We start from the raw sequence: 25,721 nt of genomic DNA, 5'->3' as shown, positions 1-25,721 counted from the left end.
AAATGAAAATGAAGAAATTTGTAACAGTATTAGGTACTGCAGCATTAGCATTATCATTAGTAGCGTGTGGAACAGCAGAGGAAGAAACAGAGTCAGGAACAGGATCAGTAGAGGAAGAGGAAACAACGACGATTACAGTTGGAGCCTCAGCAGTACCGCATACAGAAATTCTTGAAGCGGCACAACCGATTCTTGCTGAAGAAGGAATTGATCTTGAAATTGTCACATTCCAAGATTATATTCTACCAAACACAACTTTACGCGATGGAGACATTGATGCGAATTACTTCCAAACACCTGGATACTTAGCTATGCAATTAGACGAAAATGATGATTTTGACTTTGTTAGTATTGGTGAAGTACACTACGAGCCAATCGGTGTCTATTCAAAAGAATATTCAAGTCTAGAAGAGCTTCCTGAAGGTGCGAATATTATTATGAGTGATTCTATTAGTGACCATGGTCGTATTCTTCCTATTTTTGAACGTGCTGGCTTGATTGAATTAGATGTGGCAGAAGGAGAGCTTGCGACAATTGAAAATATTGTTTCAAATCCTAAGAACCTTCAATTCGGTGAAACGTTAGTAGAAGCTAAAATGTTAGCTCCATCTTTTGAGAATGGTGAAGGAGATGCTGTTGTTATTAATCTAAACTACGCACTTGAAGGTGGAGTAGATATTGAGAAATACGGCATTGCATTTGAAGGCGAAGATGTTCTTCAGCCTAACTTAATCGTTGTTCGTTCGGAAGATGCTGAGCGTCCAGAGTTAACTAAATTACTTGAAGTGTTACAATCTGATGAAATTAAACAATTTATTGATGAAACGTATAACGGTGCAGTAATTCCAGTAAATAACTAAACAAACGATCAGAAGCCTGTCGATAAAGTCTCGTAAAAGCGAGAAAGTCGACAGGTTTTTTCATTAGGAGTTACGGGGTGTTCTTCGCCCTTCGCTACCGGGATGGGGGGCACGCTTTCCGCAGGAGGGCATGGAACTAACCGGCTCGCCGGTGGATTTCCATTTTGCCCTTATTTCCTGCAGGAGTCGGCCTACCCATCCCGTCCGCTTTGTATAGTGGAAAAAGGAAATTTGCTTCTCCTCAAATACGATACACATTCTCCAAGTGTCGCCAACAGAAAACAGACGAAATAGCGTAGAAATGAGGCTGGGACATAACTAAAGTGTCTAACTGAAATAACGAACAAAGCAATCAAGTAGCGGATGAAATATACGTAGACTCCTGCGGGAAAAAAAGCCAAAGGTGAGACCCCACAGGCGAAGCGTGATGCGGCTCACCGGCTTCCCGCGGAAAGCGTAGTATATTTCAGGAGCGGTTTATGTCAGCCAACTATTTTTATTCGGATTTGCTATTAGTTAAATCACTTTTGTCCCAGCCTATTTCTCCATTTGGAGAGATGGGCTTTTTCTGCGTGAATAAATTGATTTTTAGTTACAAATACTAGCGTTGTTAATAATTGAACATGAGGAGGTCTTTAAATGGATCAGCAGCAACAGCAATCAAGCCCAATTGAAATGGCTTTACAAGAATACAAAGAAGGAATTGGTACATTTACAAAAAAGATGCCTTCAATAGCGAAAAAGTATAACGCGTTTACTGAGGCATGTTTTGAAGAAGGAAAGCTGACGAAAAAAGAAAAGCAGATGGTTGCTTTAGGAATCAGTATTTTCTCTCAAGATGAATATTGTATCATCTATCATACAAAGGGATGTTTGGATGAAGGATGTTCTGAGGATGAGATTCTTGAAATCGTTGGAGTGACTGCGGCATTTGGTGGCGGTGCTGCGATGAGTCAGGCTGTTACATTAGTTCAAGAGGCAATTTCCGAGCTGAGTCAAAGCCAAGATAATCAGCTTCAATAAATGATCGTATAAAATGAGAAATCATGTGATTTCGCTAGAATCTTATATATATGATATGATAAGAAGGAGTAGTACCTATGCTGGTGCTACTCTATTTTTTGTTCGGGTAATTGAGAATGAATTAATTTGGCTTAGGGCATAGTGTAATTGTAGTTCACTCACCTTGAACTTATACTAGATTTGTTATAAGATTATAATGATAATAAATTGAGAATCAATAAATTATGAAAAAACGTTTTTTACCTAATAAAAAGCGAAATACATTGGAGGTCATGGATTATGTCAGTACCATTTTTGAAGATCGAGAATCTACATGTTGAAATTGAAGGGAAAGAGATTTTAAAAGATTTCAGCCTTGAAATAAACGGCGGAGAAATTCATGCAATTATGGGACCAAACGGAACAGGGAAATCTACACTTGCTTCAGCTATCATGGGACATCCTAAGTATGAAATTACAAGTGGTTCGGTTCTATTAATGGGAGAAGATGTACTTGAAATGGAAGTGGACGAGCGTGCCCAAGCAGGTCTTTTCCTAGCTATGCAATATCCAAGTGAAATCAGTGGGATTACAAACGCAGATTTCTTACGTTCTGCAATCAATGCAAAGCGTGAAGAAGGTGACGAGATCTCACTTATGAAATTCATTCGTAAGTTAGATGAGAAAATGGCTCTACTTGAAATGGACGAATCATTCTCTCAACGTTATTTAAATGAAGGTTTCTCTGGTGGGGAAAAGAAGCGTAATGAAATTCTGCAGCTTCTTATGCTTGAGCCTAAAATTGCGATTCTTGATGAAATTGACTCAGGTTTAGATATTGACGCACTTAAAGTCGTTTCTCAAGGTGTGAATGCAATGCGTAGTTCTGAATTTGGTTGCTTAATCATTACTCACTATCAACGTCTACTTAACTACATTACACCTGATAAGGTACACGTTATGATGCAAGGCCGAATTGTTAAATCCGGTGGTGCTGAACTAGCTACGAAGTTAGAAGCAGAAGGATATGACTGGATTAAAGCAGAGCTTGGCATTGAAGACGAGACTGTAAATCAAGAAGCTTAATATACTAGAATAAGCAGAATTTAAAGCAAAGGGTGGGTAAATGTATGTCTGTTGAGACGAAGATATTGATCGGAAAAGACAAGGTCGAAGCATTTTCTAACGCTCGAAAAGAGCCTGAATGGTTACGTGACCTTCGATTAAAAGGATTGGAATTAACAGCAACGGCTGAACTTCCTAAGCCTGAAAAAACAAAAATTACAAACTGGAACTTCACAAAATCTACTTTTGATCTTGGTGTTAAAGATGTTGTTGAGTCTGTTGATCAACTACCAGAGGGTGTTCAAGCGTTAATCGATCAAGAAACAAAAGAACAAAATTTAATTGTTCAGCAAGATACAACGGCTGTATATAGAAATGTAACAGCAGAGTTAGCTGAAAAAGGAGTTATTTTCACTGACTTGGCTACTGCTGCAACTGATCATGGAGATAAGCTGAAGCCATATTTGTTTGGTGAAGCAGTTAAGCCAGAAGAAAATCTTCTTTTTGCTCAACATGCCTCTTTAGTTAACGGTGGAGTGTTCATCTATGTTCCTAAAAATGTTCAAGTTGAAATTCCATTACAAACTATTTTCTCATTTGAAACAGCTGAAGCAAGCTATAACAACCATGTTGTCGTTGTTGCAGAAGAAAATAGCTCTGTTACGTATGTAGAAAACTATACAACTCAAACAGACAGTGAGATTGTTGTGAATATCATTGCTGAGGTATATGCAAAACAAGGTGCAAAGGTGGCCTTCGGAGCGGTTGATACGCTGTCAAGCAATGCAACAACATATGTTGTTAGACGTGCTCATGTCGAGAAGGACGCTCGAATTGATTGGGCTCTTGGCCAAATGAACGATGGTAATACAATTTCTGAGAACACAACTCATTTAGTTGGAGATGGTTCATGGGCAGATACAAAAACAGTCTCAATTGGTCGTGGTAAGCAAAAGCAAAACTTCACAACTCAAATTTTTCATCATGGAAAACATTCTGAAGGTCACATCCTTAAGCATGGTGTTATGCGTGAAGCTGCAACTGCGATTTTTAACGGGATTACGAAGATCGAACATGGTGCAACTAAATCGAATGGTGTTCAAACAGAACGTATTCTAATGCTTAGCGAAAAAGCACGTGGAGATGCGAACCCGATTCTATTAATTGATGAAGATGATGTAACAGCAGGACATGCTGCATCTGTTGGTCAAGTTGATCCACTTCAAATGTATTACTTAATGAGTCGTGGTATTTCTCGCAAAGAAGCAGAACGTCTTGTTATTCATGGATTCTTAGCTCCAGTTGTAGAGCAATTACCAATTGAATCTGTAAAGGCACGCTTACGTGAGGCAATTGAAGGGAAAGTTAAATAATGAATGCAAAAGAGATAAAGCAGCTATTTCCGATCTTAAATCAACAAGTACACGGAAATCCACTTGTCTATCTAGACAGTGCAGCAACATCTCAAAAGCCTACACAAGTCATTGAAGCAGTTGCAGACTACTATCGCAGATATAATTCTAATGTACACCGTGGTGTTCATACATTAGGAACATTGGCGACAGATGGATATGAAGGTGCACGTGAGAAGGTTCGTGCCTTCATTAATGCAAAGTCTACAGAGGAAGTTATCTTCACACGTGGAACGACGACTGCACTGAATCTCGTTGCATCTAGTTACGCTAGAAATAACGTTACTGCTGGTGACGAAATTGTCATTACACCGATGGAGCATCACAGTAACATTATCCCTTGGCAACAAGTGGCTAAAGTAACGGGGGCTACGTTAAAATATCTTCCGTTACAAACCGATGGAACCATTGCTTTAAAGGATGTAGAAGAAACAATTACAGATAAGACAAAAATAGTATCGGTTATGCACGTTTCAAATGTTCTTGGTGTAATTAACCCAGTTAAAGAAATTGCTGAAATTGCACATCGAAATGGTGCTATAATGGTAGTGGATGGTGCTCAAAGTGCCCCGCATATGAAAGTGGATGTTCAAGATCTTGATTGTGATTTTTTCGCTTTTTCTGGACATAAAATGTGTGGACCAACTGGTATTGGTTCACTATATGGTAAGAAGGAGCTTCTAGAAAAGATGGAACCAATTGAATTTGGTGGCGAGATGATTGATTTCGTTGGCTTACAGGATTCAACCTGGAAAGAGCTTCCTTGGAAGTTTGAGGGCGGAACACCAATTATTGCTGGTGCTATTGGCTTAGGCGCCGCCATAGACTTTCTACAGGAGATTGGTTTAGAAGAAATTGAAAAGCATGATCATGAAATCGCACAATATGCAGCAGAAAGAATGTCGGAAATTGATGGTTTGACAATCTATGGTCCAAAACATCGAACAGGTCTTGTTACATTTAACATTAACGACGTGCATCCACATGATGTTGCAACAGTTCTAGATACTGAAGGCATTGCGGTAAGAGCCGGACATCACTGTGCTCAACCTTTAATGAAATGGCTTGATGTATCAGCAACAGCACGCGCAAGCTTCTATCTCTATAATACGAAGGAAGATGTTGATGCACTTGTAGCAGGATTAGTGAAAACAAAGGAGTACTTTGGCGATGTCTTCTAATCTTGATACTTTATATAGACAAGTAATTATGGATCACTACAAAAATCCTCGTAATCGAGGAGAATTTGATGGTGATGTTGTAACGGTAAATATGAATAACCCAACCTGTGGAGATCGTATTCAACTTCAAATGCAAATTGAAGATGGAAAAGTATCTGACGCCAAGTTTAATGGGGAAGGTTGTTCAATCAGTCTAGCTTCTGCCTCGATGATGACTCAAGCTGTAAAAGGCTTAACAACAGAAGAGGCGGTTGCGATGTCAGAAGTTTTTTCAGCAATTATGCTAGGAAAAGACTATGACGAAGATCGTTTTGATTTAGGGGATATTGAGGCACTCCAAGGTGTGACCAAATTCCCGGCACGGATTAAATGTGCTACCCTTGCCTGGAAAGCAATGGAGAAGGGCATTAAGGATCAAGACGAGGATACAAAATAGTTTCAAAACCTAAGGAGGGTTTCAAATGGCTAAGAAAATGCCTGATATCGGAGAATATAAATATGGTTTCTCTGACCGTGATGTTTCAATTTTCCGTTCAAAACGCGGATTAACGAAAGAAATCGTTGAAGAAATTTCGCGTATGAAAAGCGAACCACAATGGATGTTGGACTTCCGTTTAAAATCGTTAGAAATGTTTTATAAAATGCCAATGCCACAATGGGGTGGTGACTTAGCTGAATTAAACTTTGATGACATTACTTACTATGTAAAGCCATCAGAAAAATCAGAGAAGTCTTGGGATGAGGTTCCTGAAGAAATTAAAAATACGTTTGATAAGCTTGGTATTCCTGAAGCAGAACAAAAGTATTTAGCAGGGGTTTCAGCACAGTATGAATCTGAAGTTGTTTATCACAGTATGAAGGAAGAATTGACTGAACAAGGGATTCTGTTTACAGATACGGATAATGCCCTAAAAGAACACGAAGAGATCTTTAGAGAGCATTTCGGTACAATTATCCCACCTTCTGATAATAAATTCGCAGCATTAAATTCTGCTGTATGGTCTGGTGGATCATTTATTTATGTACCAAAAGGTGTGAAAACTGATACACCATTACAAGCTTATTTCCGTATTAACTCTGAAAACATGGGACAATTCGAGCGTACATTAATTATTGCTGATGAAGATAGCTCTGTTCACTATGTTGAAGGATGTACAGCTCCTGTGTATTCAACGAACTCACTTCATAGTGCTGTTGTTGAAATCATCGTTAAAAAAGATGCGTATTGCCGCTATACAACGATTCAAAACTGGGCTCCAAACATCTATAACCTAGTAACTAAGCGTGCGGTTGCTGATGCTGGTGCGACAATGGAGTGGGTTGATGGTAATATCGGTTCTAAGCTGACTATGAAATATCCTGCTGTTATTATGCGTGGTGAAGGAGCAAAGGGTACCATCCTTTCTATCGCTATTGCAGGTAAAGGGCAGCACCAAGATGCTGGGGCGAAAGTTCACCATTTAGCACCTAACTGTTCATCGACGATTATTTCTAAGTCGATTTCAAAGCATGGTGGTAAAGTAACGTACCGTGGTATTTGTCACTTCGGTCGTAAATCAGAAGGCTCAAAAGCGAAGATTGAGTGCGATACTCTAATCATGGATAATCAGTCGACATCTGATACTATTCCTTACAATGAAATTCTTAATAACAATATTACACTTGAGCACGAAGCGACGGTTTCAAAAGTATCAGAAGAGCAATTGTTCTATCTTATGAGCCGTGGTATTCCTGAGCAAGAAGCGGTAGAAATGATCGTTATGGGCTTTATTGAACCATTTACGAAAGAACTTCCGATGGAATATGCTGTTGAGATGAACCGTCTGATCAGCTTTGAAATGGAAGGCTCTATCGGTTAATATATTTATGATCAAAGAGGGTGATTCACATTCGTTTTCGACATCAGCAATGGTGGAGAGAGTGGATTGTGGATCACTTTTTTTACATAGGGGAGATAGACGATGATTTACATAGGCTTAGCTGGTTGGGGAGATCATGATTCTCTTTATCCTGTAGGCACGCGTTCAAAGCTGGAGGCATATGCAGGCCATTTTCCTATTGTGGAACTAGATTCATCCTTTTATGCTATTCAACCATTGAGGAATATGGAGAAGTGGTCAAAAGAGACTCCGAAAGACTTTCAATTTATTGTTAAGGCTTATCAAGGAATGACTGGGCACCAGAGAGGGTTTGCACCATTTCAGACAAAAGAAGAAATGTTCACGGCTTTTATTGGATCGCTCGAGCCGCTGATTCATGCAAATAAATTAGCAATGGTTCTTTGTCAGTTTCCGCCTTGGTTTGATTGCAAGAAAGAGCATGTCCAATGGGTTCGCTATTTAAGGGAGCAATTCAAAGATATCCCTGTTGCGTTAGAATTTAGACATCAATCCTGGTTTCGTCCGGAATTCAAGCCGAAAACGTTAGCATTCATGCGTAATGAAGGTTGGATTCATAGCATTTGTGATGAGCCTCAAGCAGGACCAGGATCGATTCCGACGATTCTTGAGGTTACATCGCAAGAGAAAACGTTAATACGGTTTCATGGTCGTAATGTACATGGCTGGAATGACCCCGGCAACGGCTCTTGGAGAGATGTGCGTTATTTGTATCGCTATAATAAAGAGGAGTTAGAGCAATGGATGGAGAACCTGTCATTATTGAAATCAGATGATATTTATCTTATCTTTAATAATAATTCTGGTGGGGATGCTGCTGATAATGCTGCCCAGCTCATAGATTTACTTGGGATTGAATATGGGGGGCTTGCTCCTAGACAACTAGATTTGTTTTCTTGATTATTCTGCTCATGACATAAGGTTAAAAGGAGGGTTTTATGACAACTGAGCGGATTACCATTTTTCATACCAATGATATACACAGTGGTTTCGAGCATTGGTCAGAGATTGTTGCCTATGTTAAAAGTCAACGTGATGCATCGACACTTTACCTTGATTTAGGAGATCATGCTGACAGGAGCCATCCAATAACGGAGGCGACATCTGGTAAAGGGAATGTAGAGCTTTTGAATGCAGCTGATGTTGATTATGTAACGATTGGAAATAATGAAGGGATTACGTTTGCAAAGGAGGACCTTTCCTCCCTTTATGACCATGCTTCCTTTCCGGTGTTAGTTGCTAATTTACGTGAACCAAATAACGAGCGACCAAGATGGTGTAAGGACTATGTAATCCATCAGATGCCGAATGGAGCGAAAATAGCGGTTATTGGTTTAACAGCCCCTTTTTATCGTTTTTATGAGCAATTAGGATGGTTAATAAAGGATCCTGTTGAAACACTTGAACGATATCTCCCTACTCTGAGACACAAAGCAGATATCGTTATCCTTATGTCGCATTTAGGTTTACATAAAGATCAAAAACTAGCTGAAGCATTTGAAGGGATAGACGTAATTATTGGAGCACACACTCACCATGTTCTGATCGATGGTCTAATCATCAACGAAACGCTTATTGCTCAAGCTGGGAAGCACGGGGCTTTCTTAGGAAGAATAACGATTGATTTTGACCTGGATCGGCGACAGATCGTAGACAAGAAATCAATATTACTTAATCACTTTGGGAAAACCGATCAACAGACTGATCAGCTTTTAATTAATTTATATGAGCGATCGAAGCTTCTGTTATCTGAAACAATAGCAACTCTACCAAAAGAGCTTGAAGTTAATTGGCAACACACAACGGAAATCGTTCAACTCTTATGTGATGCAGTCACAAGCTGGTGTAATGAAGAAATCGGAATGATTAATGCAGGAGTGCTGTTGAGGTCGATTCCTCAAGGGAGATTAACGAAGGAAGATATACTTACTGTTTGTCCTCATCCTATTAACCCCTGTACAGTACGACTTAAAGGTGATGAGCTTCTCCGGACTCTACAACGAGCACAATCAAAGGAAATAACTGAGTTAGAGTTGAAGGGTTTTGGATTTCGGGGGAAGGTGCTAGGGAAAACAATCTTTACGGGAATCGACTATCAATTAAATGAAAACAATGAAGTGATAGCTGTCTCTATTATGGGTGCCCCATTAGAAGAGGAGCGGATTTACACGCTTGCGACTTTAGATATGTATACATTTGGTTTCTTATTTCCAGACATTACAGCAGCTGAAGAGAAAGTTTATTTCATGCCAGAAATGCTACGTGATGTTTTGGCATGGAAGCTAAATGAAATTTGGACATAAGCCTCTATCACAACTTCGATTGATCATTCATAACGTACTATATAAATATGAGTGAGAGGACGTGGTTGTATGTTAGATATGAGTCCAATTCAAATTGAAGACAAAACATTTATTGCAGTTACATTAAAGCTTCCTAAAACAAATTTCATGGCTGTCATGAATGATAATGGCTATATTATGTGTGGAGCACTTGATGTCGCTCTGCTAAACGAAAAATTAAAAGAACGTAAAATTATTGCAGGGCGCGCTGTTGGTGTTAGGACAATTGACCAATTACTAGAGGCACCTCTTGAATCAGTAACTCTAGAAGCAGAACAACTAGGAATTACAACAGGAATGAAAGGTAAGGACGCTTTATTAAAAATGTAAAACAAAGACCCAAAGGTAGGAAATGTACCTTTGGGTCTTTTCATGAAATAATCGTCTTTAAGTCTCATTAGGTAATTATTTCACCTTTTGGTGTTTATTTTTCGTTTAAATAGAAGACGGTTGGGGGAGAATGTTGTAAAATTGGAGATAGCATATTTTTTTGTCGAAAAGGGAGTTTATAATGAGGTTAGTGTCGATTAAGTCCATTAGTGAGGGCGAAAAGCTCGGTAAGGCGATATATAACGATAATGGTCAAATTCTTCTGCATCGAGGGGCTACTTTAACGAAAAGAGTTCTAGGACGATTAAATGAACTAGGGATTCCAATTGTATATATTCAAGATGAACGGACGAAAGATATAGAGCACTCAGATATGATTAAAGAAGAAACGAAGCAAAAGGCAATTCAGACTATAAAATCTGAGTTCACTTCGATTGCTGATGATATGAGATTAAATAAAACGTTCAGCGGAGAACATCTTAGTAAAGGGTTTAGTCAAGTCGTTCATGCTATTTTAGATGATTTGAAATTGAACAAGCATGTTTTATCTGTCTTATCAGATGTTATTGTTTATGATGACTATGTTTTTACGCACTCATTAAATGTTACGGTTTATACCTTGGGAATTGCGATTGAATTAAACTATAATGAAAAGCAAATGATGGAGATTGGATTAGGGGCAATTTTACATGATGTAGGTAAAATGGTTGTTCCGCTAGATGTTTTGCAAAAGCCTGGTCGATTATCGACAGACGAGTTTAAAGAGGTCCAAGCACATGCTCAGGCAGGATTCGATGTGTTAAGGAAATTACCTAATATTCCTTTGTTAGCTGCACATTGTGCATTCCAACATCATGAACGTCTCGACGGATCAGGTTATCCACAAGGGTTAACAGGAGATTCGATTCACGAGTATGCAAAAATCATTGCGATCGCTGATGTGTTTGATGCGGTGACATCGTCACGTGTATATAGAAAACCAATGTTGCCACACGAAGCATTAGAATTATTGTACAGTGGTGTTGAAAATCAATTTGATAAGTCATTAGTAGAGGCGTTTAGACGAACAATTGCTATGTATCCGGTTGGTTTAACAGTAACTCTAAGTGACGATCGTGTTGGGATTGTTGTCAAACAAAATAAGGAGTTATCGACGCATCCAGTTATACGAGTGATAAAGGAAAACGGTGTTGATGTCGATCCATATGATATTGATCTAATGGATCATTTAAATATCACAATTGTCGAGATCGAGACAATGCTGGCAAAATCAGAGTTGTAAGGGGAAATGTAAGATGAAACAGTATTTAGACTTATGTAAGGCTGTACTAGCTAATGGCAATGAGAAAACCGACCGTACAGGAACTGGGACAATTAGTACATTTGGCTATCAAATGCGGTTTGATCTTAAAGAGGGCTTTCCAGTCATCACAACAAAGAAGCTTCATCTTCGTTCAATTATTCATGAATTGCTTTGGTTTTTAAAAGGCGATACGAATATTAAGTATCTACAAGATAATTCTGTCCGTATTTGGAATGAGTGGGCTGATGAACATGGTGATCTAGGTCCTGTATATGGTAAGCAATGGCGCTCATGGGAAGGAGCGAATGGCAAGACCGTTGATCAAATCAGTGAGATCATCGACCAAATAAAAAATAATCCAGACTCTCGTCGTTTAATTGTAAATGCATGGAATGTTGCAGAAATCGATGATATGGCTCTCGCTCCTTGTCATTGTCTATTCCAATTTTACGTGAATGACGGGAAGCTTTCGTGTCAGTTATACCAGCGTAGTGCAGATATCTTTTTAGGAGTACCATTCAATATTGCTTCCTATGCTTTGTTAACAATGATGATTGCTCAAGTAACAGACTTAGAGCCTGGAGAATTTGTACATACATTAGGAGATGCACATATATATCTGAATCATCTTGACCAGGTTAAGTTGCAACTGACAAGAGATGAGCGTAAATTGCCAACAATGAAGCTAAATCCGGATGTGAAATCGATATTTGATTTTACAATTGATGATTTTGAACTAGTAGGCTACGATCCACATCCACATATTAAAGGAGTGGTATCTGTATGATTTCATTTGTTGTGGCAATGGACCAAAATAGAGCAATTGGAAAAGAGAATCAATTACCTTGGCATTTGCCAGCCGATCTAGCTTTTTTTAAGAGAGTGACAACAGGCCATACGATTGTGATGGGTCGAAAAACCTTTGAATCGATAGGTCGACCATTGCCAAACCGAAGAAACATCATTGTCACAAGAGATGATAGCTACGTGGCAGAGGGTTGTGAAGTCGTCACGACAAAGGCTGAAGTTCTTGAGTTAGCCGAAGAGAATAAAGAAATATTTGTCATCGGTGGAACAGAAATCTTCTCCTTGTTTTGGGAAGAGGTTGATCGTCTTTATGTAACATATATTGATGCGGTCTTTGAGGCCGATACGTATTTTCCTAACATAGAACAAAGTGAATGGATGCTTACATCTGTTGATGCTGGTACGGTGGATGAAAAAAACAAATATCCCCACGAATTTAGGATGTATGATCGGAAAAGCTAGGCTTATTTAATTTTTGGTCAAACTGTCCTCCTTTAGTGCATACAATGGCACAAAGGGGGATATTGGCATGAGAGCACCTAGAAGAATACAAGCACGTCCTCGCAAAGGGCCGTTGCCTTATCGCTATGTATTATTGCTATCATTTATTGTATTTGTGGCTTTAACTGTCCAAGGTTTTTGGATTATTGATAAGGGGATTAGACCAACCTTAATAGATATCGCAACAACAGAAACAAAAGTCATTGCAGCAAAAGCGATTAATGAGGTCGTTGATACGAGCATTGTTGATCAACTGGATCAATCGAAGCTCTTTATCCAAGAAAGAGTTGGAGATACGTTAACGACACAATTTAATACACAAATTTATAATCAGGTTGTATCTGATGCAGGTAATTTGGTACAGAATCGCTTAGACGATATTGAACACGGAACACCCTACATGGAAGATGATGAGGTTGTTGAAACAAATGAAGGTGGAATCGTCTATAAAATTCCACTTGGTCAGGCAACGAACAATGTCTTGTTAGCCCAACTTGGTCCCCAGATTCCAGTTCGTTTCTCTGTCATTGGTGATGCTCAAACGAATCTTTCTTATGAAATTATTGAAACTGGGATAAATAATACAACGATGCTAATTAATTTTAAAATTGTAGTTGATGTAAGAATTGTTATTCCATTTGCAACGAATGAAGATTCGGTAGAGACAGAAATTCCAATCGGGATCATTAATATTCAAGGTGATGTACCTGATGTCTTTTCAGAAGGTGGCATGATTATTCCATCGGATACACCGACAAATAGTGGTAGTGGAGAATAAAAAACAGGCTGGGACATAACAAAAGTGTCTAACTGAAATACCGAACAAAGTGATTACCTAGCGTAGTATATTTCAGGAGCGGTTTACATCCGCCAACTCAGTGTTCGGATTTTCTATTAGTTAAATCACTTTTGTCCCAGCCTGTTTCTACTTATTTTTTCTTACGTGCTTCTCGTTCCCAATTCTTCAATGATGGATATGGGTCAAAGGACCATTCTGTATAACCGTTATCCCGGTACATCCCATAATGAAGATGCGGTGGGAATTTTCCTTGTGTACCTGGCTTTCCATATCCCGAGCTTCCGCAATAGCCAATAACGTCTCCAGGAGAGACAATTGAGCCTTCTTCAATTCCCTTTTCAAATCCACTTAAGTGAGCGTAGTAATGATAAATATTATCGAGGTCACGAATCCCAATCCTCCAACCTCCATAACTATTCCATCCTTTTATCTCAACAACACCATAGGCGGTTGCTTGTATCGGTACATTGTAGTTGGCGAAAATATCTGTACCTTCATGAATTCTTCGGCCACCCCAACCACGACGGTCTCCCCATGTATTGTTGTAGCTGAAGTTATGGCGAAGTGGCATTGGAAATGCATGGTCATCTAAATCTAATGTGTTAAACTTCTGATAGACTTTTGCATGGCCGTACGTAATATTTACTGATTGAACTCGTTGATACTTCTCCCATAACGCAATTCTGAAATCTTCTTCAGTAAATCCAAACGATTCAAGATAATGTGCAAATGTGTACAAAATATCTTCATCATTTGTTCGGTCTGCTAATCCATCACCATCACCATCAAGACCAACGCCTCCAAAAAATTCAATGGAGATGGGGTTCGTGTCTTTTTTATCTGGATTGAGTTGTCCAGCCCATTCGTCTTCTGAATAGTAGATCGCAACTAGGCCTTCTTCTTTTGGGAGGTCCTTTTGTGAACGTCTTAAGCCGCGTTCATACGTATCCACTGCAGCGAAATAGGCCCAAGGGATTGTAGTAACTGATTCCATTTTTTGATAAAGCTCTAGGCGCTTTTCATATTTTTGCTCAGTTGTTAGCTCTTCCTGTTCTGCCGCAAGAGTGGTCATTGGCGTCAAAACAGCTACAATGATTGCAAATAATAGGGTTAACCTTAGGAATAACATATGAAGCTCCTTTCATTTTCGATGCTCTTCTCTCTAAAATATAGTGTGGTGTAAAAAAGGAAAATCATCAGTGTGAATCATTGGAAATTAACCCTCATTACTTGGTCATTTTCGTCAAAACATGGTAAAGTAAAGAGGATGAGACAAAATGCACGTTTGGATGGAGTGAAAGATATGGCAAAGAAGGAAGAACATCTTCGAAAGCCTGACTGGCTTAAAATTAAATTAAATACAAATGAATCATATACAGGCTTAAAGAAAATGATGCGTGAACAAAAGCTTAACACTGTATGTGAAGAAGCACGTTGTCCTAATATTCACGAATGCTGGGCAGTAAGAAAAACGGCAACCTTTATGATTTTAGGAGATATATGTACACGTGCTTGTCGTTTTTGTGCAGTTAAGACAGGCTTACCAAATGAGCTTGATCTTCAAGAGCCAGAACGAGTAGCAGAGTCGGTTGAGCAAATGGGCTTAAAGCATGTTGTTATTACCGCAGTGGCTCGTGATGATCTGAAGGATGGTGGATCTGCCGTTTATGCTGAAACGGTTCGTGCCGTACGTAGACGTAATCCGTTCTGTACAATTGAGGTCTTGCCATCCGATATGTTAGGTAGCTTTGATAACCTAAAAACATTAATGGAAGCTAGACCGAATATTATGAATCATAATATTGAGACCGTTCGCCGTCTGACTCCTAGAGTTCGAGCTCGTGCTACATATGATCGTACTCTTGAGTTTTTGAAGCGGGCAAAGGAGCTACATCCAGATATTCCGACCAAATCCAGCTTAATGATTGGACTTGGAGAAACAAAGGAAGAAATTATCGAAACGATGGATGATCTTCGTGCAGTTGGTGTAGATATCATGACGATCGGACAGTATTTGCAACCATCGAAGAAACATTTGAAGGTTCAAAAATACTATCATCCAGATGAATTTGCTGAATTTAAAGAAATCGCTCTGAGCAAAGGATTTAACCATTGTGAAGCAGGTCCTTTGGTTCGCTCATCCTACCATGCTGACGAGCAGGTTAATGAAGCACAGGTTCGTGCCGAAGCAGCAAAAGTTCAATAACAATCAAAGCCCGCAATGAGGTAACTCATCGCGGGCTTTGAATATGGTCTTAGTTTGTAATCATGTTTTCACGATGCGTCTCAAGTACTTTGTGGTTTGCATCAAGCTCTTCATCATAATGACCTTGTGGTGAAGTTAACATCTCATCAATTGTCTGTTCAATCGTATTGTTCACTTCAGGTGTTGCAGTTGAGAGTTGCTCGAAGCGTTCAATTTCATCAAAGTGATTTGGGTTATCTGTAATATAGACATCATAATAACGGGGCACGATTGATAGTGCACTTCGTTTTACTTGATCGGCAACAAAGTCCCGGTCTTCTGAATCAGTCGTGTAGGCAACTAATGCATATTTATCTGTGACAAGAGCACCAGCTTCATGAACGTCATCATTTGTTAAGACTAGACGAGCAATCCCGTCCGATAATTCTTCGCGGTTGACAATCGGAATGTATTGCTGTTGATTGTTTGGTTCAATTTGCGTCCTTTGGTAACGGGTATAACCATATGAGTTGTAATCATTATCAGCAGCATCTAATTGGTTAAATGGCTGTGCCATGTCACGATTACTGGCTGCTCGCTGTAACATTTCTGGATCATCACCAGCCGTTTGACATCCTGTGATAAGTAATGTAGCTAGGCCAGTCATTAATAAATAATTCTTTTTCATTATCATCTCACCCCTTTATGTTCAGAATGACCTAAACGCTGTAATTTTACGCTAGAAAATGCTGGCTGTTGTGAAAACAGACATATGATATAATAAAAAAAGCAAATAATAGAGGTGAGACAAATGGTCCGGATTCAAGGGCTGCAGTATGAAATTATCGAAGATGTGAAGGATGGCTGGGACGAAGAGGCATTTAAAGCACGCTATAGCGATGTACTAAACAAATACGATTACATTGTCGGAGATTGGGGCTATAATCAGCTACGGCTGCGTGGCTTTTTTGAGGATCGTCATAAAAAATCGACTTTTGATACGAAAATCAGCACCTTACCCGACTATTTGTATGAATATTGTAATTTTGGTTGTGCTTATTTCGTAATTAAGAGAATAAAGGAAAAAACAGAAAAACAGCCTCGTACTTAACGGGGCTGTTTTTCTGTAGAAAAATAAGACCATAGTAAAAGATAGAATAGAAATAAGTTTGTGTATAATGACATCAATGAAATCTGTCCAGATCATGTATACTATAATTACATGAATAGAAAGATGAGGGGGATCATAATGTACTTTGTTGATCGGAAAAAAATAGAAAAGACTTTATCTTATATGGAAACAACGCTTCGTCATTTCCCAAACATTGAACAAGCTGACACATTAACCAATCAATTAGCGATTGAAAGGCTTGCCTCGGTAACAATTGAATCAATTATTGATGTTGGCAATAGCATGATAGATGGATTTATTATGAGAGATCCTGGAGGGTATGAAGACATTATTGATATTTTAGAGGATGAGAAGGTTGTAAATAATGGACATGCACTTGCACTAAAAAGGGTTATTCAGGAGAGAAAGCAGCTTGTTCAACAATTTTATGAAGTTGATCATAAGCGTCTTGTAGAGGTATTTAAGGCAAACCAGGAGGCATTACTACAATTTCCAATCGAGGTGCGTCGGTATCTTGAGACCGAACTTGGCCCAGTATCTGCATTTCTTCCAGAAGATTAATAAGAGTAGCGTTGTCAATAGGGTTAAAACCATACCTTTTGGACAAACCCTTAAAAAGCCCTTTTCTTTGCAATTTCCTGTTGATCGCATACAATAAGGGAAAAGGATGGTGAACACTGTTGAAGAAAGAAATGTCGACTCGCCAATTAATCTTAACGATCCTAAAGCGAACCGAAGCACAGACGGTAGCTAATCTGGCTGTTGATCTTGGAATCACAGAGATGGCTGTTCGCCGTCATATTAAAGAACTTGAAAAAGAAGAACTTATTATCTCAAATCAAATACGTCAAGCGATGGGGCGTCCCACGTATAAATACTCTTTAACTGAAAAGGGGAAAGAATCTTTTCCAAGAAATTATGTTGACCTATCACTCACAATTCTAAAAGATATCGAGCAAATAAGTGGACAAGAATTAGTCAGTCAGGTGTTTTCGAAACGAAAGGATCGTCTTTTTGAAAAGTATAATGACGATATGCAAGGGACTTTTGCAGAACGAGTAGAAGCACTTGCAAAGATCCAAAGCGAGAACGGCTACATGGTTGAATACGAACAAAAGGAAGATGGCTCGTTTGAATTCACTGAATACAATTGTCCGATTGCCCAAGTTGCTAAGGAATACCCGATTGCTTGTCAATGTGAGCATGAGTTGTTTAAACGTTTACTTAAGACAGAGGACATTGAACGACAATCCTGTATGGCTAAGGAAGATTCTAACGCTTGTGTATATAAAATAAAGAAAAAAATAACATAGGAACGATTGGAGCGAGCAAAGTGAAGAGCTATCGTGGCTATTTAATTGATCTAGACGGAACGATGTATCGAGGAAGTGAAAAAATTGAAGAGGCTGTCACGTTTGTCAAGGAGTTGGAGGAAAGAAAGATTCCTTATTTGTTCGTGACAAACAATTCAACTAAACACCCATCAAAAGTAGCTGAGCATCTCCGCGAAATGAATGTACCAGCTAATACAGAACATGTTTTTACGACAAGTATGGCAACAGCGACCTACCTTTCAGAACAACAGAAGCATGCAAAAGTGTATGTTATTGGGGAAGAAGGGTTACATCTTGCTATTAAAGAGGAAGGTCATACAATTGTCGAGGAAGGTGCTGAGTTCGTCGTCATGGGTCTTGATCGGGCTATCTCGTATGAAAAGCTAGCTAAAGCGGCCCTAAATATCCGTGCAGGGGCTACGTTTATTGCAACAAATGGTGATGTGGCACTACCTACTGAAAGAGGCTTGTTACCTGGTGCAGGATCGCTCATATCCGTTTTGTCTGTCACAACAGGAGTGATACCAACCTTTATTGGAAAACCAGAATCCATTATTGTAGAGCAAGCGTTAGAGGTAATGGGCTTAACAAAGGAAGAAACGATTATGGTCGGTGATAATTACCACACAGACATATTAGCTGGGATTCAAGCAGATATGGATACTTTAATGGTTTACACTGGTGTGTCTACAAAAGAAGAAGTTGCTAGCTACGATATTCAACCAACACACGCCATTGACTCGTTAGCAGAATGGAAGTTCTAAGAAACTTCTATAACGAACATTTGTATTAGTGACAATGGTCATGATGAGAGGCTTCGACTTCGCTACCGGGATGGGGGGCACGCTTTCCGCAGGAGGGCATGGAACTAACCGGCTTCGCCGGTGGATTTCCATTTTGCCCTTGTTTCCTGCAGGAGTCGGCCCACCCATCCCGTCCGCTTAGTTAGAGAGCAATGAGAATATGCTTAATTTTTCCTTACAAATACAAACCATAAGTGCCGTTGAATCAAACGAAGAGGACTTTAGAGAAATTCAATGTCAAAATGCCTATGAGGGTTATCTCTCATAGGCATTTTGATTTGTCCTGGACTAAAAGAGTTTAGGACATAACTAAAGTAAAGTGTTTAACGGAAATTCCAACTAATCCAATAACTTAGTGGATGGAATATACAAAAGCCAAAGGTGAGACCCCACAGGCGTAGCCGAGGAGGCTCACCGGCTTCCCGCGGAAAGCGAAGTATATTCCAGGAGCGGTGTCCCAAAGAGAACTATCTTGTTATTCAGTATGTGCTGCACTATGTGCTAGACGACTGGAGGCAGCTGCTGCGATGGCTCCGACAATATCATCTAAAAAGGTGTGGCATTCTCCTGAAGATTTGTCATTTAACTTTTCTAGAATACCTGGCTTTTGCTTATCGATATAACCATAATTCGTAAAACCAATCGAACCATATACATTTACAATCGATAAAGCTATGATTTCATCTACTCCATAGAGTCCTTCATCACGGTCGATAATGCCTTGTAATGGTTCTTCTAACTCTTTTTTCTCTGCCAAAACATCTAATTGAATACCAGTAATAATAGCGTTTTGAACTTCTCGTTTGCGGAGAACGCGGTCAACGTTCTCTAGGCAATCCGATAATTGAAGATTCGGATGATACTTGACTTGAAGAAAATAAACAAGTTCTGCAATGTCTTCTAATGTTACGCCTCGTTCTTCCAGCCAATTTCGAGCTTTTGTCTCAACTTCGTCCATTTTTCTGTGTGTCATACGCTCACCTCTACCTTCTTGAAATCATCTTCAGCTTTATTGTGACAGAAAGGATAATACTAGTCTACTATCCGAAGACACAATTTATTCACCTAGGTCATAGACTAGAAAAAGGAATGCATAAATTGGAGGGGAAATTATGTTTGAGCGGAATCTTTATGATGTTTATGGTCTTTACTGTGAAGAGCGTTTCTCTTTAGGGGGATATGAAGGGTTCCGAACAGGGAATCAATCCTATCTATTGTTACCGAAGGAAGAAAGCATGCTTGATGAACAGGATATGATTACATTCACAGAATACTTACGTTCGGTTGGTGATACGTCAGTTCTAGAGCCAATCAACACAAAATTTAATAAGCGAGTTGCATTGATTGATGGACAGGAAGTGTATGTTTGTGCATTACCTGAACAGAGAGCTGAAACTCACTTCTACTTAAATAGCTTAGAGGAAAAAGGGGCACATTTAGCTACGGTACATTACTATGGAAAACAAATGAAATATGAAAAAGAATACGAATACTTCGGCCAATGGGCCCATTTATGGGAAGCTCGACTTGAACAGTTAGAAGGCTGGTACCAACAAGTGCTTTTTCAAGGTCCACAAACAGATGTTGATCAAGCATTTCTATTTACGTATCCATACTTCATGGGACTGACTGAAAATGCGATCCAGTATGCTGTTGATGCTACATTAGATGACTCTACTCGTGATCAAGAAGTTCCGACGATATGTCATCGACGTTATACTGACAGAACATGGATTCCAATTTCAGAGCAAGGTTCGATCGTGAAGAAACCTACGGAATGGTTATATGATCATCCTTGTCGAGATATAGCGGAGTGGATCCGTGACCAACGTAGAGTGAAGGATGTTTTTCCATGGCAGAACCTCGACTCATTTTTAAGAGGGTATGAACAATATGAACCATTGACAAGTTTTTCATGGAGGTTATTATACGCAAGATTATTATTTCCTTTGCATTATTTTGAAACGATTGAAAATTATTATAAGAGTCAAATTCATGAGGAAAAAGCAGAGAGTCGCTTTGAATTTCTGAAATTGCTAGACGATGAGAAGAAAAATGAACAATTCTTAAAAGAATTTGCAGCGAACTATTTAGTATCTAGGCAAACCGAGGGCGAGCAAATTCCACGAATTAGCTGGCTATAATCAAAAGGAACAGGATTCTTAAATAGAACCTGTTCTTTTTTGTATTAACGTTTAAAATTAGTTGTTTTTAGAAAAGAAGAAAAAATAAGAAAAATTAAAAAAACTCCGGAAAGTCTATTGTAGTTAAACGGAAAGAGGTCTATAATGTCCATTATAGGTAAACGATTGTTCGTTTAAGGAGTACAAAAGAGAGTGGAGAGAAAAAGGGAGTGTAGAACAATGTCAGTGGAGGTTCGCGTCGGATTACTTGGCTTAGGAACAGTAGGATCAGGAGTCATTTCTATTATTGAACGACACCAAGAAGAATTGCGTCATCAAGTCGGCTGTCCTGTAACAGTGCGGAAGGTAGCTGTTCGGAATATTGAGAAGCAAAGACCAGCCGAAGTAGACCGTTCCCTTTTAACCGATCAAATTGAGGATGTTCTGTTCGATCAAGAAATTGATGTTATTATTGAAGTGATGGGTGGCGTCGATTCAACAAAGGAATATCTTCTTCAGGCACTAAAGAGTGGTAAGCATGTTGTTACTGCTAATAAAGATCTTATGGCCGTTCATGGTACAGAGTTATTAAATGTAGCAGCTGAAAATGGCTGTGACCTTTTTTATGAAGCAAGTGTTGCCGGTGGAATTCCTATTTTACGTGGTTTGACTGACGGGTTATCTGCTGATCGAATCACTAAAATGATGGGGATTGTTAACGGAACAACTAATTATATATTAACAAAGATGACACAAGATGGTAGCTCATACGAGGACGTCTTAAAACAAGCTCAGGAGCTTGGCTTTGCAGAAAGCGATCCAACAGCGGATGTTGAAGGCTTAGATGCGGCCAGAAAAATGGCGATTCTAGCTAACCTTGGTTTCTCAATGAATATTAGCTTAAATGATGTTAGTATTAAAGGGATGTCTTCTGTTACAAAAGCAGATCTTGATTATTGCGACCAACTTGGCTATACGATGAAACTAATTGGTTTAGCACAGCGTGATGATGGGCGAGTGGAGATTAGTGTAGAACCAACATTACTTCCTAATAAGCATCCATTAGCGTCTGTGCACAATGAATATAATGCAGTCTACGTTTACGGGGAAGCAGTTGGAGAAACGATGTTCTACGGACCAGGAGCTGGATCCTTACCAACTGCAACAGCGGTTGTTTCAGATTTAGTAACTGTAATGAAGAATATGCGTCTTGGTGTGACGGGTCAAACGATCCAAGCACCTCTTCATCAAAGATCATTGAAAGAAGACAAGGAAATCGACTCAAAATACTTCTTACGTCTTCGAGTTCTTGATAAGGCTGGAACATTCCAAGCGGTAACGAGTCTGTTTGCAAGTCATGAGGTAAGCTTTGAGAAGCTTTTACAAATGCCAGTAGAGGGCAAAGAGGTTGCTGAGGTTATTGTCATTACTCATCATACTAATAAAGAAAACTATCTTAACTTATACAATAAATTATCAGAGCTTGATGTCATTGAATCGATTGAAAGCTGCTACCGAGTAGAGGGAGGAAAATAATATGAGTCGTTGGAATGGATTGCTTCACGAATATAAAGAGTTTTTGCCTGTAAATGAAAAAACACCGATGTTATCACTTCAGGAGGGTAATACACCTCTAGTCCCACTTGAGCACTTATCAAAAGAGTGGGGTGTAGAAATTTACGTTAAGTATGAAGGGGCAAACCCTACTGGATCGTTTAAGGATCGTGGGATGGTTATGGCTGTTGCGAAGGCAAAGGAAGAAGGCAGCAAGGCAATCATTTGTGCCTCGACGGGGAATACTTCAGCAGCAGCCGCCGCTTACGGGGCACGTGCTGGACTTAGATGTATCGTTGTTATCCCAGAAGGAAAGATTGCTCTTGGAAAGCTTGCTCAGGCTGTGATGTACGGTGCTGAAGTTCTTGAAATTCAAGGCAATTTTGATAATGCATTAGATATTGTCCGTGAAATTAGTAAAACAGAACCTATCACTCTTGTAAATTCAGTGAATCCATATCGAATTGAAGGGCAAAAGACTGCTGCATTTGAAGTATGTGATGCATTAGGAAAGGCACCTGATGTTCTAGCCATCCCAGTTGGGAATGCAGGAAATATTACTGCTTACTGGAAAGGATTTAAAGAATATAACGAGAAAAAAGGAACAGGTCTGCCACAAATGCGTGGATTTGAAGCAGAAGGTGCAGCAGCAATCGTTAAAAATGAAATTATCCAAGAACCAGAAACAGTAGCTACAGCGATTCGCATCGGAAATCCAGCGAGCTGGAAGCAGGCTGTTGCAGCTTCTGAAGAATCTAATGGAGCGATTGACTTTGTTACTGATGAAGAAATCTTAGAAGCCTATCAGCTCTTAGCAAGTCGTGAGGGAGTATTTGCTGAACCAGCTTCATGTGCTTCAATTGCAGGCTTGAAGAAGCAAATTGAATCAGGTGAAATTAAAAAAGGCTCAACGGTTGTTTGTGTCCTGACTGGAAACGGGTTGAAGGATCCTAATACAGCGATTGATTCTGTTTCTGTTAAACCGGTTGTATTACCTAATGATCAAGCAGCCTTTCTTTCTCACCTTAAAGGCGGTGTTATGTCATGAGCCAAGACCCGTTCATCATAACGGTTCCTGGTAGTTCTGCAAATTTAGGTCCTGGTTTCGATTCAGTTGGCTTAGCTGTAGATCGTTACTTAACACTAGAGGTCACACCGGCTTCAGAGTGGTCATTTTCATCGGACTCCAGAGAGCTTCAAGGAGTTCCTGAAGGCGAAGATAACCTAATTTGTGAGGTTGCACTGCATGTAGCGAAAGAACTAGGCGAAACACTTAATCCGTGTAACGTCGTCATGACAAGTGATATTCCTTTAGCAAGAGGTCTTGGGAGCAGTGCAGCGGCTATTGTAGCTGGTGTAGAACTCGCGAACCAACTAATTGGTGATAAAATGTCGGTTGACGATAAAGTACGATTCTCAAGTCTCTGGGAGGGTCATCCTGATAATGTGGCAGCCTCGGTTTACGGTGGTCTTGTAATCGGAACACATACAGAAGATGCAACTGATGTTCTTTATGGAGGAATTCCAGAGGTTGACCTAGTGCTACTAGTACCATCTGAGGAATTAAAAACAAAGAAGGCTCGAGGAGTTCTACCTCAAGAGCTTCCTTTCCGAGATGCTGTTCGTGCAAGCAGTGTTGCGAATGTCCTGGTCGCTGCCATTTTGCAAGGCAATTGGAAGATGGCCGGTAAAATGATGAATGAAGACTTATTCCATCATCCATACCGAAAAGAGCTTGTTCCACAGATGGAAAAAGTCATTGAGGTTGTTCAGCAAGAGACAGCTGCTTATGGAGCTGCCTTAAGCGGAGCGGGGCCGACAATGCTGTGCCTTGCCCCTATGAATCGAGGAGAAGAAATCAAGGAACAGCTTCAGCGTTCTTTTCCAAATTTAGAGGTAAGTGTGTTAAAGCCAGCTAGTGCTGGAATTCAAGTGAAAAAGAAGCAACTTCATTCATCGTCTCATTCAGCTGAATAAATGTTTAAGGAGCGGGGATACCATAAGAAATACCTTTTTCTTAAGGAGGAACTGCATAATGCTTAATATTAATGAGTTGTATGAGGGACAACAGGTGTATGTGATTTACAGAAATCCGCATACACCAACTGTTTCAACAATTCAGGAAGCTACGATTGCCAGAGATCCGATGAATCCGCAGCAGCTTTCATTATTGTTATATGATTTCTATCATCCAATAGATGAAGATGATGCGATTTTCGCATCGCAAGCCTCTGCTGAGACGCTGTATGATGAATTTATGATGTAATAAAGAAAAGCCCGACATAATCATGTCGGGCTTTTCAGCGTATTAAAAGACTTGCTCAATTTCCTTTATGCCAGGTACTTCTTCAAGTAATGCACGCTCAATACCAGCCTTCAACGTAATTGTTGAACTCGGGCACGAACCGCAAGCACCAAGTAGTCGTACTTTAACGATACCATCTTCAACGTCTACAAGCTCAACATCCCCACCATCTCTTAGTAAGAATGGACGAAGCTTATCTAATACTTCCTTTACTTGTTCAATTACATCAGTACTTGTTTCCATATTCAACAACTCCTTTCTACTCCTATTATAATAGCCATAGCAAAAAAAATCCATGATCCTGCTTTATTTTTGAGGTAAATGAATGGAAATACCTAAACCAACTCGATAATTGCCTGTAGTTAAAGGGGAAACTTACGATTGTTCTTTTCTAGAGAAATCATTATCATAAGATATGAGACAATGTGATGAGGAGTTGTTAGAGATGATTACAATAACAATGACTGTGTACGGTGCTGAGGAGAAATGTGCTAGCTGCATTCACCTTCCTAGTGCACGTGAAACGATGGAATGGCTTGAAGCTGCAGTAACCAGAAAGTACCCAACTCATCAGTTTAAGATGAGCTATATCGATATTGAAGAGCCTGGCGAAAAAGAAATCGATATTCAATTTTCCGAAGCAATACAAAATGATGAGTATTTTTATCCGCTAGTTGTATTAAACGGTGAAGTAGTGGCAGAGGGTAACCCAAATTTAAAAGAGATCTTTAAAAAAATCAATGAATTGAGTTGAAAAAAGAGCCTTTAAAGAGTGAATAAGCTGC

At 39.5% G+C, this 25,721-nt stretch carries 29 protein-coding genes; 25 read left to right on the top strand and 4 right to left on the bottom strand.

Translation table 11 applies throughout. The features are described from left to right. Nucleotides 1-8: 8 nt before the first annotated feature. The 14 genes from J7W16_RS02185 to yunB all read left to right on the top strand — a co-directional run bounded on the left by J7W16_RS02185 (nt 9) and on the right by yunB (nt 13,479). Nucleotides 9-860, top strand: coding sequence for a MetQ/NlpA family ABC transporter substrate-binding protein (locus J7W16_RS02185; RefSeq protein WP_210595301.1), 852 nt, complete (start codon nt 9-11; stop codon nt 858-860). Between the two features lie 639 nt (nt 861-1,499). Continuing rightward, complete coding sequence (locus J7W16_RS02180) at nt 1,500-1,883, top strand: carboxymuconolactone decarboxylase family protein (RefSeq protein ID WP_210595299.1); 384 nt, start codon at nt 1,500-1,502, stop codon at nt 1,881-1,883. 279 nt (nt 1,884-2,162) lie between these two features. Beyond that, a complete protein-coding gene (gene sufC, locus J7W16_RS02175) occupies nt 2,163-2,948 on the top strand; it encodes a Fe-S cluster assembly ATPase SufC (RefSeq protein WP_210595297.1) in 786 nt (261 codons plus the stop codon). Nucleotides 2,949-2,992: 44 nt separating this feature from the next. Beyond that, nucleotides 2,993-4,300: a Fe-S cluster assembly protein SufD gene (sufD, locus tag J7W16_RS02170; protein WP_210595294.1), complete on the top strand. Its 1,308-nt coding sequence runs from the start codon at nt 2,993-2,995 to the stop codon at nt 4,298-4,300. Continuing rightward, the gene (locus J7W16_RS02165; protein WP_210595292.1) at nt 4,300-5,520 is read left to right on the top strand and encodes a cysteine desulfurase; all 1,221 of its coding nucleotides are present in this window, start codon (nt 4,300-4,302) and stop codon (nt 5,518-5,520) included. The genes sufD and J7W16_RS02165 overlap by 1 nt, the downstream gene beginning before the upstream one ends. Beyond that, nucleotides 5,510-5,956, top strand: a complete 447-nt coding sequence (gene sufU / locus J7W16_RS02160; protein ID WP_210595290.1) for a Fe-S cluster assembly sulfur transfer protein SufU — start codon at nt 5,510-5,512, stop codon at nt 5,954-5,956. The genes J7W16_RS02165 and sufU overlap by 11 nt, the downstream gene beginning before the upstream one ends. A gap of 25 nt (nt 5,957-5,981) precedes the next feature. Beyond that, on the top strand, nt 5,982-7,379 hold the full coding sequence (sufB, locus tag J7W16_RS02155; RefSeq protein ID WP_210595289.1) for a Fe-S cluster assembly protein SufB: 1,398 nt from the start codon (nt 5,982-5,984) through the stop codon (nt 7,377-7,379). A 102-nt stretch (nt 7,380-7,481) separates the two neighbouring features. Next, nucleotides 7,482-8,318, top strand: a complete 837-nt coding sequence (locus tag J7W16_RS02150; protein ID WP_210595287.1) for a DUF72 domain-containing protein — start codon at nt 7,482-7,484, stop codon at nt 8,316-8,318. Between the two features lie 38 nt (nt 8,319-8,356). Beyond that, nucleotides 8,357-9,721: a bifunctional metallophosphatase/5'-nucleotidase gene (locus tag J7W16_RS02145; protein WP_210595285.1), complete on the top strand. Its 1,365-nt coding sequence runs from the start codon at nt 8,357-8,359 to the stop codon at nt 9,719-9,721. 69 nt (nt 9,722-9,790) lie between these two features. Beyond that, nucleotides 9,791-10,090 (top strand): YunC family protein, encoded by a 300-nt coding sequence (locus J7W16_RS02140; protein WP_210595283.1) that lies wholly within the window; start codon nt 9,791-9,793, stop codon nt 10,088-10,090. Between the two features lie 181 nt (nt 10,091-10,271). Continuing rightward, on the top strand, nt 10,272-11,372 hold the full coding sequence (locus tag J7W16_RS02135) for an HD-GYP domain-containing protein (protein WP_210595281.1): 1,101 nt from the start codon (nt 10,272-10,274) through the stop codon (nt 11,370-11,372). Nucleotides 11,373-11,385: 13 nt separating this feature from the next. Continuing rightward, nucleotides 11,386-12,180 carry a thymidylate synthase gene (locus J7W16_RS02130; protein WP_210595279.1) on the top strand — a complete coding sequence of 265 codons (795 nt, stop codon included), beginning with the start codon at nt 11,386-11,388 and terminating at the stop codon, nt 12,178-12,180. Further along, the gene (locus J7W16_RS02125) at nt 12,177-12,662 is read left to right on the top strand and encodes a dihydrofolate reductase (RefSeq protein WP_210595277.1); all 486 of its coding nucleotides are present in this window, start codon (nt 12,177-12,179) and stop codon (nt 12,660-12,662) included. The genes J7W16_RS02130 and J7W16_RS02125 overlap by 4 nt, the downstream gene beginning before the upstream one ends. 67 nt (nt 12,663-12,729) lie before the next feature. Next, on the top strand, nt 12,730-13,479 hold the full coding sequence (gene yunB / locus J7W16_RS02120) for a sporulation protein YunB (protein WP_210595276.1): 750 nt from the start codon (nt 12,730-12,732) through the stop codon (nt 13,477-13,479). Nucleotides 13,480-13,630: 151 nt separating this feature from the next. Here the strand turns inward: yunB and J7W16_RS02115 are convergent, their stop codons facing one another. After that, nucleotides 13,631-14,629 (bottom strand): M23 family metallopeptidase, encoded by a 999-nt coding sequence (locus J7W16_RS02115; protein ID WP_210595269.1) that lies wholly within the window; start codon nt 14,627-14,629, stop codon nt 13,631-13,633. 138 nt (nt 14,630-14,767) lie between these two features. Between J7W16_RS02115 and lipA the strand changes: the two genes are divergently transcribed. Then, the gene (lipA, locus tag J7W16_RS02110; RefSeq protein ID WP_346726897.1) at nt 14,768-15,706 is read left to right on the top strand and encodes a lipoyl synthase; all 939 of its coding nucleotides are present in this window, start codon (nt 14,768-14,770) and stop codon (nt 15,704-15,706) included. A gap of 49 nt (nt 15,707-15,755) precedes the next feature. Here the strand turns inward: lipA and J7W16_RS02105 are convergent, their stop codons facing one another. After that, complete coding sequence (locus J7W16_RS02105; RefSeq protein ID WP_210595268.1) at nt 15,756-16,373, bottom strand: YhcN/YlaJ family sporulation lipoprotein; 618 nt, start codon at nt 16,371-16,373, stop codon at nt 15,756-15,758. A gap of 123 nt (nt 16,374-16,496) precedes the next feature. Between J7W16_RS02105 and J7W16_RS02100 the strand changes: the two genes are divergently transcribed. The 4 genes from J7W16_RS02100 (at nt 16,497) to J7W16_RS02085 (ending at nt 18,915) form a co-directional block, all read left to right on the top strand. Next, a complete protein-coding gene (locus tag J7W16_RS02100; RefSeq protein ID WP_210595267.1) occupies nt 16,497-16,796 on the top strand; it encodes a YutD family protein in 300 nt (99 codons plus the stop codon). 138 nt (nt 16,797-16,934) lie between these two features. After that, nucleotides 16,935-17,378: a DUF86 domain-containing protein gene (locus tag J7W16_RS02095; RefSeq protein WP_210595266.1), complete on the top strand. Its 444-nt coding sequence runs from the start codon at nt 16,935-16,937 to the stop codon at nt 17,376-17,378. 119 nt (nt 17,379-17,497) lie between these two features. Beyond that, nucleotides 17,498-18,130 (top strand): helix-turn-helix transcriptional regulator, encoded by a 633-nt coding sequence (locus J7W16_RS02090; protein ID WP_346726890.1) that lies wholly within the window; start codon nt 17,498-17,500, stop codon nt 18,128-18,130. Nucleotides 18,131-18,150: 20 nt separating this feature from the next. After that, nucleotides 18,151-18,915, top strand: coding sequence for a TIGR01457 family HAD-type hydrolase (locus J7W16_RS02085; RefSeq protein WP_210595265.1), 765 nt, complete (start codon nt 18,151-18,153; stop codon nt 18,913-18,915). Nucleotides 18,916-19,429: 514 nt separating this feature from the next. Here J7W16_RS02085 and J7W16_RS02080 read toward each other — a convergent pair. Continuing rightward, a complete protein-coding gene (locus J7W16_RS02080; protein ID WP_210595264.1) occupies nt 19,430-19,927 on the bottom strand; it encodes a phosphatidylglycerophosphatase A family protein in 498 nt (165 codons plus the stop codon). 139 nt (nt 19,928-20,066) lie between these two features. Between J7W16_RS02080 and yutH the strand changes: the two genes are divergently transcribed. From yutH to J7W16_RS02055, 5 genes are all read left to right on the top strand, one after another. Then, nucleotides 20,067-21,098 (top strand): spore coat putative kinase YutH, encoded by a 1,032-nt coding sequence (yutH, locus tag J7W16_RS02075; protein ID WP_210595263.1) that lies wholly within the window; start codon nt 20,067-20,069, stop codon nt 21,096-21,098. Nucleotides 21,099-21,317: 219 nt separating this feature from the next. Then, the gene (locus tag J7W16_RS02070) at nt 21,318-22,613 is read left to right on the top strand and encodes a homoserine dehydrogenase (protein ID WP_210595262.1); all 1,296 of its coding nucleotides are present in this window, start codon (nt 21,318-21,320) and stop codon (nt 22,611-22,613) included. Between the two features lies 1 nt (nt 22,614). Beyond that, nucleotides 22,615-23,679, top strand: a complete 1,065-nt coding sequence (gene thrC, locus J7W16_RS02065) for a threonine synthase (protein ID WP_210595261.1) — start codon at nt 22,615-22,617, stop codon at nt 23,677-23,679. Further along, nucleotides 23,676-24,608: a homoserine kinase gene (gene thrB / locus J7W16_RS02060; RefSeq protein WP_210595260.1), complete on the top strand. Its 933-nt coding sequence runs from the start codon at nt 23,676-23,678 to the stop codon at nt 24,606-24,608. Before thrC ends, thrB begins: the two co-directional genes overlap by 4 nt. Before the next feature lie 58 nt (nt 24,609-24,666). After that, nucleotides 24,667-24,897: a transcriptional regulator SplA domain-containing protein gene (locus J7W16_RS02055; RefSeq protein WP_210595259.1), complete on the top strand. Its 231-nt coding sequence runs from the start codon at nt 24,667-24,669 to the stop codon at nt 24,895-24,897. A gap of 42 nt (nt 24,898-24,939) precedes the next feature. Here J7W16_RS02055 and J7W16_RS02050 read toward each other — a convergent pair whose 3' ends face one another. Beyond that, complete coding sequence (locus J7W16_RS02050; RefSeq protein ID WP_210595258.1) at nt 24,940-25,179, bottom strand: NifU family protein; 240 nt, start codon at nt 25,177-25,179, stop codon at nt 24,940-24,942. 202 nt (nt 25,180-25,381) lie between these two features. Here J7W16_RS02050 and J7W16_RS02045 point away from each other — a divergent pair, with 202 nt between their 5' ends. Further along, entirely contained in the window at nt 25,382-25,690 is a 309-nt protein-coding gene (locus J7W16_RS02045) for a YuzD family protein (RefSeq protein ID WP_210595257.1), read from the top strand. Nucleotides 25,691-25,721: the final 31 nt, after the last annotated feature.

Source organism: Halalkalibacter suaedae, from assembly GCF_017939705.1.
Lineage (GTDB): Bacteria > Bacillota > Bacilli > Bacillales > Bacillaceae_D > Halalkalibacter > Halalkalibacter suaedae.
Note: the sequence above shows the minus strand (reverse complement) of the source record. Positions and strands in the feature narration are given on the sequence as shown.